At 67.5% G+C, this 14,400-nt stretch carries 11 protein-coding genes; 8 read left to right on the forward strand and 3 right to left on the reverse strand.

Annotated features, from left to right (window positions below; translation table 11 throughout):
* Positions 1-132 precede the first annotated feature (132 nt).
* The 3 genes from AB0M15_RS29715 to AB0M15_RS29725 form a co-directional block, all read right to left on the reverse strand.
* On the reverse strand, positions 133-768 hold the full coding sequence (locus AB0M15_RS29715) for a LysE family transporter (RefSeq protein WP_363824912.1): 636 nt from the start codon (positions 766-768) through the stop codon (positions 133-135).
* Between the two features lie 143 nt (positions 769-911).
* A complete protein-coding gene (locus AB0M15_RS29720; RefSeq protein ID WP_363824920.1) occupies positions 912-4,484 on the reverse strand; it encodes a UvrD-helicase domain-containing protein in 3,573 nt (1,190 codons plus the stop codon).
* On the reverse strand, positions 4,477-7,566 hold the full coding sequence (locus AB0M15_RS29725) for a PD-(D/E)XK nuclease family protein (protein WP_363824924.1): 3,090 nt from the start codon (positions 7,564-7,566) through the stop codon (positions 4,477-4,479). The genes AB0M15_RS29720 and AB0M15_RS29725 overlap by 8 nt, the downstream gene beginning before the upstream one ends.
* Positions 7,567-7,703: 137 nt before the next feature.
* Between AB0M15_RS29725 and AB0M15_RS29730 the strand changes: the two genes are divergently transcribed.
* From AB0M15_RS29730 to AB0M15_RS29765, 8 genes are all read left to right on the forward strand, one after another.
* Entirely contained in the window at positions 7,704-7,916 is a 213-nt protein-coding gene (locus AB0M15_RS29730; RefSeq protein WP_363824932.1) for a hypothetical protein, read from the forward strand.
* 7 nt (positions 7,917-7,923) lie between these two features.
* A complete protein-coding gene (locus AB0M15_RS29735; protein WP_363824936.1) occupies positions 7,924-8,322 on the forward strand; it encodes a VOC family protein in 399 nt (132 codons plus the stop codon).
* A gap of 170 nt (positions 8,323-8,492) precedes the next feature.
* Positions 8,493-11,201 carry an FtsK/SpoIIIE domain-containing protein gene (locus tag AB0M15_RS29740; protein WP_363824946.1) on the forward strand — a complete coding sequence of 903 codons (2,709 nt, stop codon included), beginning with the start codon at positions 8,493-8,495 and terminating at the stop codon, positions 11,199-11,201.
* The gene (locus tag AB0M15_RS29745) at positions 11,198-11,878 is read left to right on the forward strand and encodes a hypothetical protein (RefSeq protein WP_363824949.1); all 681 of its coding nucleotides are present in this window, start codon (positions 11,198-11,200) and stop codon (positions 11,876-11,878) included. The genes AB0M15_RS29740 and AB0M15_RS29745 overlap by 4 nt, the downstream gene beginning before the upstream one ends.
* Before the next feature lie 13 nt (positions 11,879-11,891).
* A complete protein-coding gene (locus tag AB0M15_RS29750) occupies positions 11,892-12,152 on the forward strand; it encodes a hypothetical protein (protein WP_164592782.1) in 261 nt (86 codons plus the stop codon).
* 6 nt (positions 12,153-12,158) lie between these two features.
* Positions 12,159-13,466 carry a hypothetical protein gene (locus AB0M15_RS29755; RefSeq protein WP_363824953.1) on the forward strand — a complete coding sequence of 436 codons (1,308 nt, stop codon included), beginning with the start codon at positions 12,159-12,161 and terminating at the stop codon, positions 13,464-13,466.
* Positions 13,466-13,930: a hypothetical protein gene (locus tag AB0M15_RS29760; RefSeq protein ID WP_363824956.1), complete on the forward strand. Its 465-nt coding sequence runs from the start codon at positions 13,466-13,468 to the stop codon at positions 13,928-13,930. The genes AB0M15_RS29755 and AB0M15_RS29760 overlap by 1 nt, the downstream gene beginning before the upstream one ends.
* On the forward strand, positions 13,930-14,397 hold the full coding sequence (locus AB0M15_RS29765; protein ID WP_363824959.1) for a hypothetical protein: 468 nt from the start codon (positions 13,930-13,932) through the stop codon (positions 14,395-14,397). Before AB0M15_RS29760 ends, AB0M15_RS29765 begins: the two co-directional genes overlap by 1 nt.
* Positions 14,398-14,400: the final 3 nt, after the last annotated feature.

The raw sequence follows: 14,400 nt of genomic DNA on the forward strand, positions 1-14,400 counted from the left end.
CCCGCCGCATACGAATCAAACACCACCACCAACACCGAACAAGTAGCCTGAACCAGCCCCACATCAACCCTGTCCGTCAAAACGGGTCAACCTCAACCATGTCCCGCTCGGCTTCGGTTGGGGCGGTTTGGGTTAGAGGGTGGTCAGTAGTAGGTGTAGGGCCAGGGTGGTGATTAGGGCGCTAGAGAGTAGGGCGGTTAGTAGGCGGGCGGTGGGGGTGGTTAGGAGTCGGCCTAGTAGGGCGCCGCTGGTGGCTAGGGCTAGTTGCCAGGTGGCGGAGGCTGCGAAGGCGGCTAGGACGAAGGCTGATTCTTCAAGGTGGGTTGGGGTTGTGGCGTCTTGGCTGCCTAGGACCAAGGCGGTGAAGTAGATGATGGTGGTGGGGTTGAGCATGGTCATGCCTAGTAGGGCGAAGTAGGCGCGGCGGGGGCTTGGGGGAGTGGTGGTGGTTGGGGCCTCGGTTGAGTGCAGGCGGCGGTGTTGGGTGATGGCTGTGGTTGCGCCGCGGGTCGCCAGGGCTAGCAGGACCAGGACGGATGCCCATTTCAGGGGGACCGTGATTGGTTCTATGAGTGGGGCCAGGGCTGAGCCGCCGAGGGTGGCGATTAGGGCGTAGAGGCCGTCGGCAGTTGCTACGCCTAGGGCGGCGAATGCGCCTAGCTTCAGGGAGGTTCGCGCGGTGAGGGCTACGAGGTACGTCGCTATGGCACCGACTGGGATGGCGATGCCATATCCGGCCAGGAGCCCTGCGACCAGGGCGGCGGTCACGGCCGCGAGGTGATTGGCCTCCGCGCTCGGCCGGTCTGCTGCTGGGCCCGCACCGAGAGGTCGGTGTAGGTCGAGAGCAGAAGGGCTTTCGTCGTGGTCATAGGCCGATGATGGCGGCCGGCGAGGGCCGCGGGCAAACGGATTTAGAGCTGGTGGGCGTGGGCTGTGGTGGGGGCCAGGAACAGGAGGACCGGGCGGCCGGTGTTGGGGAGTAGGTCTGTGTAGGTGTGGAGTTGGGGGGCGTAGTGGGCGATGCGGGCGTCCAAGGCTTCGGTGGGGATGGCGTCGGTTTTGTAGTCGACGATGATCAGGGTGCCGTCGTCCTCGCGGTAGATGAGGTCGACGAAACCCTCCAGGACGGTGCCGTCTGGCTGGAGGGTGCCTACGTAGGACTCGCGCCAGTGTTCGCGGGCGGCTGCTCGTTGGACTACCTCTGATGCGAGGGCCGAGCGGACCAGGGCCGTGACGACGTCGGCGTACTCGACTACGCCTTCGGCCAGGCACTGGGCGGCGACCGCGGCGTCGAGGCCGGCGCCGGTGGCTAGGTCGACTACTTGGAGTACGCCGTGTACTGCGCGGCCGATGGCCGTGCCGTAGCGGCCCTTGGACCAGGGTGGGAGTTCGACGTCGCGGGCGGCCTTGGCGGCGCCGGGGTCTGCGCCCTGGAGAGCGACGTCCGGGCCGGTGCCTTCGAGGCCGGAGGCGCTTTGGGCAGAGCGTTTGCGGCTCGCTTGGCGGGCGTCGGTGATTCGCGCTTCCCACTCCTGGCGGTTGACTGGCGGGCGCACCTGCTCGGTGTGGTCGGCGGAGCCGCTTGACGTCGTGATTTGGGGGCCGGTGAAGAGGGTTGGGTTCGCGGCGGTGGCTGCGTCGGCCGAGGCGAAGAGTTCGGCGTTGCTGGAGTGGCGGCGGGTGCCCGAGCGGTGGAGTGAGATGACGAGGTGATCGCGGGCGCGGGTGGTGGCGACGTACAGGAGGCGGCGGCGCTCGAAGTCGTCCATCTGCTCGTCGACCGGTTGGACCAGGTCGAAGTCTTCGGTCTGGACGGAGGACTTGAGCTTGACGGCGTACCCGCCGTCGGTGGGCCAGATGACCTGGACGCCGCGTTGACGGTTCGGGGCTGCTGTCATGCCGGAGAGGATGACGATCGGGAACTCCAGGCCCTTCGCGGCGTGGATCGTCATCACCCGTACTGCGTCGGCGTCGGTCTCGGGGAGGACGGCTTCGGCGACTCGTGATGCTTCTTCGCCTTGGTGCGCGGCCCAGGCGAGGTACGAACGCAGGCCGCCGTGCTCGACCTCGGACCAGGCGCGGGCCTGGTCGACGACGAAGCGGACCCGGCGCCAGGCGTCGCGGGCGCGCGGGCCGGTCGCGGCGACTTCGAGCATGCGGCGGTCGGAGACGATCTTGGCGAGGACCTCGCTCGGGGTCAGCCAGCGGGAGGCGTAGTAGGTGCGGCGGAGCCACTCCATCGCTTCGCCGACTGGGTGAGTGAGGAGGGCGTCGGGGACGGGGGCGGTGAGGTTGAAGGAGCCGCCGGATCGCTTCCAGGTGAAGAGATCGTCGTCGCCGCAGCCGAAGAGGGGTGAGCGGAGGGCGGTCACGAGGGCCAGCTGGTCGCTGGGGTCGCCTAGGGCGCGGGCGCAGGCGAGTAGGTCGCGGACCTCGGCGGTTTGGTAGACGAGGGAGCTGGCCTCGGCGCGGTACGGGATGTCGGCGCGGTCCAGGGCTTCCTCGAGGAAGGGGAGCGACGTGCGGGCTGGGACGAGTACTGCGATGTCGCCGGCGCCGGCTGGGCGCCAGGTCTCGGTCTTCTCGTCGTAGACCTGCCAGTTGTTGCTGAGGGCCTGGTCGATGACGGCGGCGACGTCGGCTGCTTCGCGCTCGCGGAGGACGGAGGCTTGGGCGCGCGGGAGGTCGTCGTGTGGTTCGGCGCCGAGGATCGTTACTGCTGGGCCGGCGCTGGATTTGGCGGTGGTGAGGTCACTGGCGAGTGGGGTGAGGGGCTCGTCGGTCGCGTCAGACGGAGTGGGCACCGCGGAGAGGTGGCGGCGGAGTGGGGTGACGCTGGCGAGATGCGTTGTCTCGGCTGGCTCGTCCGCCGTCGCCTCGCCTGCGGCATCGGAGTCGCTGGAGGCGTCGGAGAAGCCGCCGGAGTCGCTGAGCTCGCCGGAGTCGCCGGGCTCGTGGGCCTCGGCTGGCTCGTCGGGGAAGTCGAGGAAGGAGAGTTGGTCGCCGGTTACTGGGGTTGTGTGGTCAGGGGAGGTGTCTGAAGGTGCTGGGGTGTCGGCGACGGGGGCGAGGGAAGGGAGGGTGGCGGCGGAGGGGCGGTGGGGGGCTAGGGGGTGGTAGCTGGGCTGGGCTGCTGGTTCGGGGGTGATGAGGGTGGTGAAGACGGTGTTGATCCAGTCCAGGACGGCGGGGACTGTGCGGAAGTTGGTGGTGAGGGTGACGGTGTCGCCTAGCAGGTCCTGGGCCGTCAGGTAGGTGGCGATGTTGGCCCGGCGGAAGCGGTAGATCGACTGTTTGGGGTCGCCTACTACGAACAGGCTGCCGTCGGGGATCTCGATGTCGCGCCAGTCGGGGGCGTCCGCGTCCGCGCCGCCGGCGATGCGGACGGCCAGCTCGATCTGGATGGGGTCGGTGTCCTGGAACTCGTCGAGCAGTAGGTGGCGGTAGCGCTCTTGGAGTGCTGAACGCACGGCGGGCTCGCGGCGGAGGAGGTCGCGGGCGAGTACCAGAAGGTCGTGGAACTCCAGGCGGCCTTCTGCTCGGCGGAGTTCGGCGGACTCGAGGACGCGGATCGCCAGCCAGTGGGAAAGGTGCCTTAGGCAAGCATCCAGGAGGAGTTCGACCAGGGAGCCGGCCACGTCGACGACCTCGGTGCAGTCGGCGCGGAGTTTGGCGATGTCGGGCCAGTTCTCCTTGCGGCCGATCCGGCCGACCTTGAGGCTGCGCAGGGCTTGCAGGTGCGCGAGTTGGGTCTCTTGGTCGGTTGCGGCTTCGAGGGTTAGGCCGAGGTTGTGGATCTGGCGGACCTTTGCCAGCATCCGGTCGTCGGTGTCGAGGCAGTCCGCCATGGTCGAGCCGATCTTGCCGGCTGCGGCGATCAGGCCGCTCAGGTCTGGCATCGCGACGAGTTCGGGCGGATCGATCAGGACGCGGTCGCTGATCAGGTCCCAGTCGTTGCCGAACAGCCGGGCCAGCGACCGTAGGTGTTTGAGCTCAACCCCGACTGCCATCGCGAGCAGGAGCGGTTCGGCGATCGAGTCGTCGTCCAGCAGTTGCTGTTGCAGTTCGGACCAGCGCTCTTCGAAGGCTACCGAGGAGCCGACCTCGTCCAGTACGTCGATCAGCGGGGGTAGGCCGGCTTCGATGGGATGCGCGAGCAGGATCTGCTGGGCGAATGAGTGGAGAGTCCCGATCGATGCCGAGTCCAGATCGTCGAGTGCCTCGTCAGCGGCGGCTCGGGCCGGGCCCTTTCGCGCCTTCTCGAACTCCACGCGCAACCGGTCGCGGAGCTCGGCGCCGGCCTTCTCGGTGAAGGTGACGGCCGCGATCGTGCTCAGCGGTACGCCGTCGCGCAGCACCAGTGTGATGACGCGCTCGACCAGCGCATGGGTCTTGCCGGAACCCGCGCCGGCCTCGACGAAGAGGGTGGAGGATGTGTCGGTACGGATCCGCTCGCGGGCTTCGCCATCCAGGAGTTCAGACATCGGCCAACACCTCCTCGACCGGTGCCAGAGCAGTTGGATCGATCAGGCGGACCAGGCGGTCGAGGGTTGGGTCGTGGCGTTTGCGGTCCCAGCGGGCCCGTACCTCGCTGTGGCCGATGCCGTCAGGATTGCAGTAGGGGCATTGCACCCAGAGGAAGTCGGGGATCTCTGGTGCCTTGGCGGGGAAGTAGCCGGCGGCGATCGACGACACGATCACATCGAGGGTGTCGACGTACCGTGCGGCGACCTCCGGCGTCAGAGGGACCGGGATCCGGCGGCCGCCTCGGCGCACGAACCAGTAGGACGCCTCGACCGGTGTAGTCGGTTCACCGAGTCGGGCGCGAGCCGCATACGCGTAGACCGGAAGTTGCAGCTTCGTGCCCGCGGCGACCGGGTCCGACTCGATCGACTCGTAGCGGGAGAAGCCACCTGTCTTGACGTCGGTGACGTAGATCGTCCCGTCCTTGCCGAGGTCAACCTTGTCGGCGGACCCGCGCAGCAACACCCGCCCGGACGGCACCGGGATCTCCACCGGCGGCTCGCCGTCGTAGCCGAACCGCAGCTCGCTCGCCACCACCGAAGCGTCGTGCTCAGCACGCCACCTCTCGTCATCGGTGAGCAGCACCAGGAGATCGCCCAGGATCCGCAAGCGCTCGCGTTGCCACAACCGCGGATGCCCGGTCAGCCCCTCGGCCTCGAAGCGGTCGGCCAGGTCCGCGCCGATCGCCACCAACAACGAACGCTGCTCAGCCGTCCACGGCTCGCCGAAGCCCGGGAGCGAACCGCTCAACCGGTTGACGAAGGCATCGAGGCTGTTGTGGATCAGGTTTCCCACCTGCAAAGGCGAAATGACCAGCAGGTCCTCGGGTGCCTCCAACGGCTCCACCTGTAGCAACCGCTCGACGAAGTACGCGTGCGGACAGGTCGCATACGACTCCAGTGAGGTCGGTGACGCGATCCGATCCTCGAGCGCGTAGTCGGGCAGTCCCGGTACGCCGGACAGGTTCCCATCAAAGCGCGTGAACTCGTCGCCGCCGCGAGCACGCAGCAACACGCGAGCTCGATCGACCACGTCATCGGTCAGTGTCAGCCCCGCTGTCAACGCGCGCACCCGCCAGTCCTGCTCGGTCGCCGGCAAGGTTGTCGTGGTCAACGATCCCGCGTACGACGCCGAGGTCAGCAGCCGATCGCCGTACGTCGCCTGGTCCCACTCCGTCGCGGCCAGTGCGTGGTCGCCGGTGATCGATCGCAAGGTGCCGAGCAACCATCGCGTCGGCAGCCGTCGGCTCGATCGGCGAAGATCGCCACGGGGGAACGACGCTACGACTCGAGACGCACCGGACGAGAACGCGACGAGCAGATGTCGTTGCTTCTCGTCGAGTCGATCGCGGAAGGACGCCAGCTCGGGCGCCGCCGCCTCACGGACGCGGTGGGGGAGCAGCGCATCCTCGTGCACCTTGCCGGGATACAGATCCTCCGACAGGCCGACCACGAACACGGCATCCACCGACAGCCCGATGCTTGCCGACAGCGGCGCGACCAGTACGCCGGTGCCGAACGTCCCAACGCGTGGCAGGGACTGCTGCAATTCGAGATCGAGGACGTCTCGTAGTACCGACAAGCTGGCCGGGGTGCCGAGCTCGTCGAGGGTTGAGAGGCCGCGCAGCGAGCCCTCGACAGCAACAGCCGCATACTGCTCCTCGACGGGCAGTGCCGACGCATCGCCGAGCAGAGCTTGGAACAGCCCGAGCACGGAGTTGGCTAGCTCCGACCAAATCCCCAACTCCGCGGCCGCGAAGAGCCGCCGGCGCAACTCGACGGTGAACTCATGCAGCTTCTGCCCGTTGCCCGCGTTGTACTGCGCGCGCCGGATCACCCCCGCGATCGGGTCATCCGACGCCTGCTCCTGCTCAGCCGTCCGGCGCTCGGCCTCCACGTAACGCCTGAGCCGCTCATCCCAGTCGTCGCCGCGGACGACCCCGGCGACCCGCGACAGCCGCTCCCATTGCGGCACCGGAATCCGCTCGCCGGTGAAGTCACGCGTCGGCGCATTCGCCAGCGCGCGGAACAGATCGGCACGCGGCAGATCGTGATCCACCAGAGCCAGTACTTCGAGCAACGTCCGGGCAATCGCCCTCTCGTGAACTGGCCGCGTGCCGGGCCCGTTGACCTCGATCTTCGCGGCCGCCAGGTGCTCGTGCAGCAGTCGTGCGTACGGCGTCGAGGCGGAGTACAGAATGGCGATGCGATGAGCGGGCGTTTGTTTCAGGGACGCGACGACATCTCGCACGACGCAGCGGACCTCGTCATCGGCGTCGGACGCGTTGAGCACCTCGGTGGCGACCGGGTAGTTCTTGGAGATCGACGTCGGCAGGTCGATGCCGATTCGCTCAAGGGATCGCCGCACCGCCCGGTCGGCCCGGCGGACGTCGGTCAGCCCGACGATCACCGTGAGGTCGGCGGCAGCGTCACCCAGCGCGGAGACGAAGCCGGCCTCGGCTTGCGTGAGCTCCTGGGGGAGGTACAGAACCAATGCGCCGAGCTCGGCCACCACGCCGGGCTCGCAGCGGGCCGAGGCGGCGTGCAGCAGCTCGGTCTCGTCGTACCAGTCGGGTAGCAGCTCATCCGTCACATGGCGGTGGAGTCTGACCAGGTCTGGCCCGAGTGTCGAAGCGGACGACACTTTGTCGAGCGCGCCAACGCTGAGGTCACGCAGCTCGCGGTGAGCTGCAGCAAGCGCTTGGATGGTTGAGGGGTGGTCGGCGACGGCCTCGAACACGCCAGGTGCCTTGGACAACGCGGTTCGCCAGGTCGCGGCGACGATCGGGCGGGTGGCTGGGCGACGGGGTGCGAGGGCGCCGGCGGAGAGTTGCTCGGCAAGACGTGGCAACGTCGCCAGGTACAGAGCGCCGATCGTCGTGCGGGCAAGGAAACGGCGTGCTGTCACGCCGGCCAGGTTGTTCGGGAGCAGCAGCGTGACCGGCTTCATCGGGTCGTCGGCCTTGAGCGTGCTGACGACCTCGCCGAGCTTGGCCAGCGCGGCAGCGCCGTACGCCGTGGTCTCGATCCGGGTCGCGCTCATCAAAGCCCCTTCCTCACTGTCGCAACAGACGCTAGACCACCCGGCCGACACTTTGCTGAACCCTCGGCCAAGCTTGTGGAAAAGTACGAAACGCCCGCAGCTGAGCGGGGATCGCGATCGGCTCGGACAATGAAGGAATGACCAAGGAGAGCAGCGTCGCCCGCATCTTGCTGGTGCTGGTCTTCGCGCCGTCCGGCGGGCTGTTCGGCAAGGCTGTCGCCGATGCCGCCGCGGGCCGGGAATGGTGGCCGTGGCTGGTCGCCGCGCTGGTCTGGCTGGTGCTGTCCGGACTGATCTCGGTAGCGGTTTCGAGCCGGTTCGACGATGAATATCGCGACGAGCACAGATAATGCTCCGATGGCCGCCGCTGTGCACCACATCGAGATCTGGGTTCCGGACCTGTCCCGGGCATTGAACGACTGGGGCTGGGTGCTCCACCAGCTGGGCTGGAAGGACGGTGACGGCTGGCCCGGCGGGTTCAGCTGGAAGTCCGGCGTCGACAGCTCGTACATAGTCGTAGAGCAGAGCCCGGCACTGTCCGCCGACACCCACGACCGGCTCCGTCCCGGGATGAACCACCTGGCCCTGAACGCGGCCAGCCGGGCCGAGGTCGACGCGATCGTCACCGAGGCGACCGGCCACGGCTGGACGCTGATGTTCGCCGACCGGCACCCCTACGCCGGCGGTCCGCAGCATTACGCCGCATTCCTGCATAACCAGGACGGCTACGAGCTCGAGATCGTCGCCCCCGGATAACCGATCGGTTGGTGAGACTTCTGGTGCCTGGAGTGACGCACGGGACTGCTGGTGTGACATGGTTGGCGAAGGCATTCGGTTGGTCGCGGGGCGACGGTGGAAGGACGGTGCTCGTGACGGAGCAGCCTGACGACGGAGGCACGCCCGCGCCACCCTCGGAAAGTGCGGCAGTGCCGGAGATTCTGGAAGCACGGATCCGCGGCCTCCAGTTCGCGCTCGGGCAGTTGCTCGACAACGCACGTCAGCTCACTCGTGGCGAGCATCAACGCGCAGTACTGCTGCATCGTCAGCTACAGGCCGAGACTGCTGCCGCGCGGCGTGAGTCACGCGGTCTGGTCGAGTCCGCGACCTCTGAGGCATTGGCCGCTGCGGAGCCCGCTGCGCGCATCCTGGCCGACCGGCTGGCACCTGGACTGGCATCCATTCCCCCCAACGACGCCCGCTGGCGAAACCGCCAGTACATCGGCGCCGGCACCCCGTCGTACGTGCGGGTCGGAGAGCTCGAAGCCGGTACTCCGGTAGTCGCGCCCCTGCTGCGCACCAATGGCTGGCGGGTGACCGCCGATCGCAACGCGTCGGCCCGCCGATTGCTGCAGAGTGTCGCGTTGCGGCTGGTCGCGTCGGCCGAGCCCTTCCGGTTGCGGATCGATGCGTTCGACCCGCGGCTGACTGGCATGATGGGGCTGCTCGGGCACTTGACCACGAAGTACCCGCAACTGGTGCCGAGGGCAACGCATACCGCCGATCAGTTGCACACCGTACTGTCCGGGCTGGTCGACGTCTCGTCGTTGCGTGCCAGCAGGCAAGCACAGTTGGGGCACAAGCACTTCGAGGACCTGGTCCGCGAGACCGGCCGCGTCACTGATCCGTACCGGCTGATCGTGCTGTTCGACTACCCGGCCGGGATCGACCAGTTGGCCCAGCGCGACCTCGTGCGGCTGGCGGCGACCGGCGCCGATCGCGGCATCTGCTTCCTGGTCCACCACGACCCGTCGAGCACCGGCGAGCACGAGATCGACGCCCGCCAGTTGCTCGACCTGCTCAATCCCGTTGCCATCGCCAACGAGAAGGTCGAGATCTCGCAGCTGCCGAACGTACCGGCGAAGCTGGATCCGGCCTTCGACGCCAATGTTGCCGCTGGCATCTGTGACGTCGTGGCCGAGCTGGCGGAGATCGCGGTACTGCCGACGATCGACTTCAATCGCACACTTCCGGACAGGTCGACCTGGTGGCAACCGGTCAGCGACGAGCTGAGCACGGTCATCGGGTACGACGATCGCACGCCGGCGCTGGTGCGGTTGCGCAGCGGAAACCCCGCCCTGCCGCATGTGCTGGTGGGCGGTGCTGTCGGGCAAGGCAAGTCCAACCTGCTGCTGGTGCTGATCCACGGTCTTGCCGCGCGCTACGACCCGGCGGATCTGGAGATGTACCTGCTCGACTTCAAGCACGGCGTGGAGTTCTCGGCGCTCGGGCCGGCCGGCGAGCGGGAGCATTGGCTACCGCACGTGCGGGTGCTCGGGGTGCACAGCGACAGGGCGTTCGGCCTCGCGGTGCTGCGGCATCTGTCCGATGAGTTGGCTCGGCGGAGCGAGATCTTCAAGTCGCACGGCAACGTGGCCGATATCGCCGAGCTGCCCCCGGGGCCTGAGCGGCCGCCGCGGATCCTCGCAGTGCTGGACGAGTTCCAGGTGCTGCTGGAGGACGATGACGAGCTGGCTGATGAGGCCGCGCGATTGCTCGAGCGGTTGGTACGGCTGGGGCGGGCGTACGGGGTGCATGTGGTGCTCGCGACGCAGACGATCGAGGGCGTGAAGCGCCTGTCGACACGGCGCGACTCGATCTTCGGGCAGGTGCCTTATCGGATCGCGTTGAAGACGACGCCGGCTGACGCGCAGGCGATTCTGCGGACGGGCAACACCGCCGCGGCGGAGCTGCAGTTCCGTGGCGAGGCGGTGCTGAACGCGAACTTCGGGTCGCCCGACGACAACCAGCATGTGCTCGTCAGCTTTGCGGACAAGGCCGTGCTGGACGACCTGCGGCGTGAGCTGTGGGTCAGATCCGGTACTACGCACCCGCCGCGCATCTTCCACCTGGCCGAGCCGGCGCGACTGACCGACACCGCCGCCGCGATCCAGCCTGAGCTCGGGCGGCCGTGGACCGGGTTGCCGATCGCGGTGACCGAGGAGCCGGTGTCGGTGGAGGTGCGGCCGGAGCCTGGCGCCGGCGTGCTGGTGCTTGGTGATGGGCCTACGGATGCACTGGGGGTACTGACCGGGCTGGCGGTGTCGGCTGCTGCGGCGGCCGTCGTACCGCCTCGGTTCATCTTCCTGGACGGCACGGACTCGGCGCCAGTTGTTGCTGAGGGCAAGGATGCGCTGGTGCAGACGTTGCGGCAGCTCGGCTGCGAGGTCGAGACGGTCGACAAGCATGCGGACGTGGTGCCGCGGCTGTTCTCGTTGCGGGACACGGTGCGGGACGGGCATGTGGGCGGTACTACGTATCTGCTGGGGTTCGGGTTTCACGGCGTACCGAAGATGCAGACGCATGCGGAAGGGTTCTTCGAGAGTCCTGCCAATGCGTTGCAGGACATCGTGCGGGATGGGCCGGCGCAGGGGCTGGTCACGTTCGGGTGGTGGAACCGTCTGCATGTGTGTACTGAGCAACTTGGGTACGGGCGGGCCAATGTGGCGACGCATGTGTTCCTGAGGCATCCGCAGGACGGCGTACGGGCTGTGGCCGGGCCGTTGGTGCGGTGGGCGTCGGAGCCGCATCGGGCGTTGCTGTGGGATGGGTTGCACCCGGAGGCGCAGGTCGTCGTACCGTTCGCGCCGCTGCGGGCCGATGAGGTCGACCGGTACTTGGAGCTGGTGCGGCGATGAAGACTGAGCAGCAGCAGTGGACGGAGTACGCACGGGCGCTCCGGCAGGTCGCAGGGGCCCGGGCGGACGCGCAGCAGGCGCAGGACCGGCTCACTGCGAACCGGTCGAAGGCAGAGGCGACCGCTATGGCCGAGGCGGACGCCATGGCCGAGCGGGGGCGCAAGCTGGAGATCCGGCTCAACGCGCTCGCGGAGACAGCGGCTGAGAGCCTCCAGCGGGCCGGGCTGCCGCCGGAGGGCAAGCGCGCCTCCATCCCGTTGCCGGAGATGCGCGGTATGACTGACATGGAAGCGGCCGCCGCGAAGCTCACCAAACAGCTCGCGGAGACCGTCGACAAGCTCGAAGAGGTACGCAAGGCGGCCCGGGCGGATCAGGAGCGGCGCAAGCGCCGTACGATCAGCGCCGTCGAGGTACTGGTCGGCTTCGTACTGGTCTGGGTAGCGAGGGGATCCCTCCTGGTCGGCCTGGAGGCCGCTGCGATCGCGGCGGTCACCCTGCTGGCCGCATCGCGGGTACTGGGTCTGCCGCGACTGCCCGCCGCCCGCTGGTGGGGCTGGGGCGGGGCAGCCCTGGTACTAGTCCTGATGGCAGCAGGACTGCCGTGGTGGCTGGCGGTGCTGGTACCGGCCGCTGTGGCCGGCACGGCGATCGTGCTGCCGAAGAAGCGCAACCCCTAGGAAGAGGCAGTAAGTGTCCGACGTACAGCGGCTCAAGGAACAGTTGCACCAGGTCTCCGCCGAGGCCAAGCAAGCAGCTGGCGGCTTGGCCGGGTTCAAGCTCCGCTTCATCCAGCACAGCGCCCAGGTGGAGAGTCTGATCGCCGGTACGGCGACCGGGGTGGACCGCGACATCTCCGAGATCCTCGACGCCGCGGGCAAGGCGGTCGAACAGGCAGCGGAGGCATTGGAGATCGCCTCGGCCGGCTGTAAGAGCTACGCCGACCAGATCTAACGTCTGATGCCTTCCGACCTGCAGCGGGTGGCGCGCGGACTGGTCGAGTGTCTGAACGAAGTACCTGCTGTGGTGGCGCACCTGCAGCGCACGGCCGAGCGGTGTCGCGAGAACGCGGCACTGGCGATCGCTGCGTCGCAGGGGCAGGCGACTGTGGCCGCGCAGCAGTTGGACGCGGCAGCACGGGCTTGCGAGCAGGCCGCGCACTACTTGTCGATGGCGCCGCCCAAGACGAAGTCCTGGGCCGAGCGCCTCGTCGGCGCGCCCCGCTCCAGCGATCGCCCCGACGCTCAATCGGCCGACCGCAATCGCGCAACCGGCGGCTCCTCCTCGGATATCGCATCGCGAGACCTCCTCGGGCGGGTTACCCGCTTCTCCCTGCCCTTCAAGCCTCTGGAAGATTCCGAAGACTTCGAACCCCCGTTGATCACGGTCGCCCGCAAGGCCTTCGAAAAACTCCGCAAGCAACAGGAGAAGGACGCCGAGGAGTACGAACAGCCGGAGGAACTCGAGTTCGAGATCCTCGTCGCTGAGACCGGTGAGCTGGAGGTCTTCGAGGAGATCGAACCCCCCGAAGACCGCGACTACGAGATCAAGGCAGAACTGGACGCCGCCGCCCGCGAACTCCTGAAGTCCATGGAAGAACACGGCAAACAATCCTGGACCGCCGCCACCGTCCTGATAGCCCCCGACAAGGTCACAGCCACCTTCACCTACCCCGACGAACCCCCACCCACCCCGGCCCCGATCATCATCGACGTAGAACTACCGGAGCCCGGGCCGACTGTGGCCAGCGGCTCCCCAGATCAGATCGAAGTACCAGAGATCGACGCAGCATTGGACGACCTCCCAGACTTCGACCCGGCGTTCCACTCGCGCGCCCTGGGGGACGACTTCGCCCCGGGAATCCATGACCCGCACGGCAGTTTCCTGCCGAAAGAGCTGACAATCGCGGAGCGTCTTGCCGGAGAAGGCTGGAGAATCGATGCGAGGCTTGTCGACAACAGGTCGGATGATCCGGATCCGGATGCGATGGCACGCAAGAACCGCTCTGATCGAGGTTCCGTGATCGAGTTCAAGACCTTGGAGACCAGCAGAGTCGAGACGGTCAAGCGCAACATTCTCAAAGCCGGCCGGCAGGTGCGTCTGGTCAACGGTGAGGTAGTTATCGACGGCCGGAACGTCGAGCTCAGCGAGGCTGTCGCTCGGGAGGCGTACCGCGCCGCCGACAGGCAGCGGGGGACGACGGTTGCCAAGGTTGTGCACCTGATTCTCGGTGATGGACGAATGATCACGTATGCGAAGGAGAACTGATGGCCACCGATGAGAGCATCTTTTTGCGGGTGGATGAGGCGCCGGGGCAGGTGGCTGAGTGGTTGGTGGCTGTGTTGGGGCTGGAGCGGCTGTCTGGAGCGCGGGACGAGGATGAGGTCGGACTGCGTGGGCGGGCGGCGACAGTTGACGGGTGGCTCAGGGTGTCGGTCGGCCGGAATATCTACGTATCGCCGGATGCCGGGCCCGACGAGGTTCAAGCGATCGACGCCTATCCGATCGAGATCGGGATCCGCTTCAAGCCGGACGAGGTTCTGCGTCGGGAGGCCCGACTGGTTTTCGAGAAGCTGGTCGAGGCGCGGCCGGAGGTACCGATGCTGCTGGTGCACGAAGTGACAGTCCTGGACGCGGCTCATCTGCCGGGAACCGGTACGCATTATTTCCAGGAGCCGGTGACCGTCGACGCACCGGACCGCGACATGTGGAAGGCATGGGTACGTGGCTGATGGCTGAGGAGTACGGCGTTTTTCTTGATACAGGGTTGGGTTTGGGGGAGGTGGCCGAGCAGTTGAAGGGGGCGCTCGGTCTGGGCGCGAGTCTGGAAGGGTCGGGGGGCGACGGGGAGGTCGGGCTGAGGGGGCCGGGGTTGAGTGGGGTGGGGGTGTTGGGGGTTTCTGTGCATCGGAATTGGCATGTGTTGGTTGATGCTGAGGTGGGGGAGGCTCAGGCGATTGATCCGTATGGGGTTCAGGTTGATGTGTTGGATGGCGGTGGGGATGAGGCGCGGGCGGTGTTTGAGCGGCTGGCCGGGGCTGGGTTGGGGATGGCGATGTTGCTGGTTGAGGACGTGACGTACTTGGTGGCGGCTTATCTGCCTGATGTGGGGACGCATTACTTCGCGGCGGGGGTCAGCATGGATGAGCCGGATATCGAGGCGTGGCGGGGATGGGTGTCTGAGGTGCGGATGGGGTGACGG

Origin of the sequence: Kribbella sp. NPDC051718 (genome assembly GCF_040681515.1) — a bacterium.
Taxonomy (GTDB): Bacteria; Actinomycetota; Actinomycetes; order Propionibacteriales; family Kribbellaceae; genus Kribbella.

What these genes read in the sequence shown, in the direction of transcription:
- AB0M15_RS29720 (WP_363824920.1), bottom strand. Translation starts at nt 4,484, where the DNA reads ATGTCTGAACTCCTGGATGGCGAAGCCCGCGAGCGGATCCGTACCGAC.
- AB0M15_RS29725 (WP_363824924.1), bottom strand. Translation starts at nt 7,566, where the DNA reads ATGAGCGCGACCCGGATCGAGACCACGGCGTACGGCGCTGCCGCGCTG.
- AB0M15_RS29730 (WP_363824932.1), top strand. Translation starts at nt 7,704, where the DNA reads ATGACCAAGGAGAGCAGCGTCGCCCGCATCTTGCTGGTGCTGGTCTTC.
- AB0M15_RS29735 (WP_363824936.1), top strand. Translation starts at nt 7,924, where the DNA reads ATGGCCGCCGCTGTGCACCACATCGAGATCTGGGTTCCGGACCTGTCC.
- AB0M15_RS29745 (WP_363824949.1), top strand. Translation starts at nt 11,198, where the DNA reads ATGAAGACTGAGCAGCAGCAGTGGACGGAGTACGCACGGGCGCTCCGG.
- AB0M15_RS29755 (WP_363824953.1), top strand. Translation starts at nt 12,159, where the DNA reads ATGCCTTCCGACCTGCAGCGGGTGGCGCGCGGACTGGTCGAGTGTCTG.
- AB0M15_RS29760 (WP_363824956.1), top strand. Translation starts at nt 13,466, where the DNA reads ATGGCCACCGATGAGAGCATCTTTTTGCGGGTGGATGAGGCGCCGGGG.
- AB0M15_RS29765 (WP_363824959.1), top strand. Translation starts at nt 13,930, where the DNA reads ATGGCTGAGGAGTACGGCGTTTTTCTTGATACAGGGTTGGGTTTGGGG.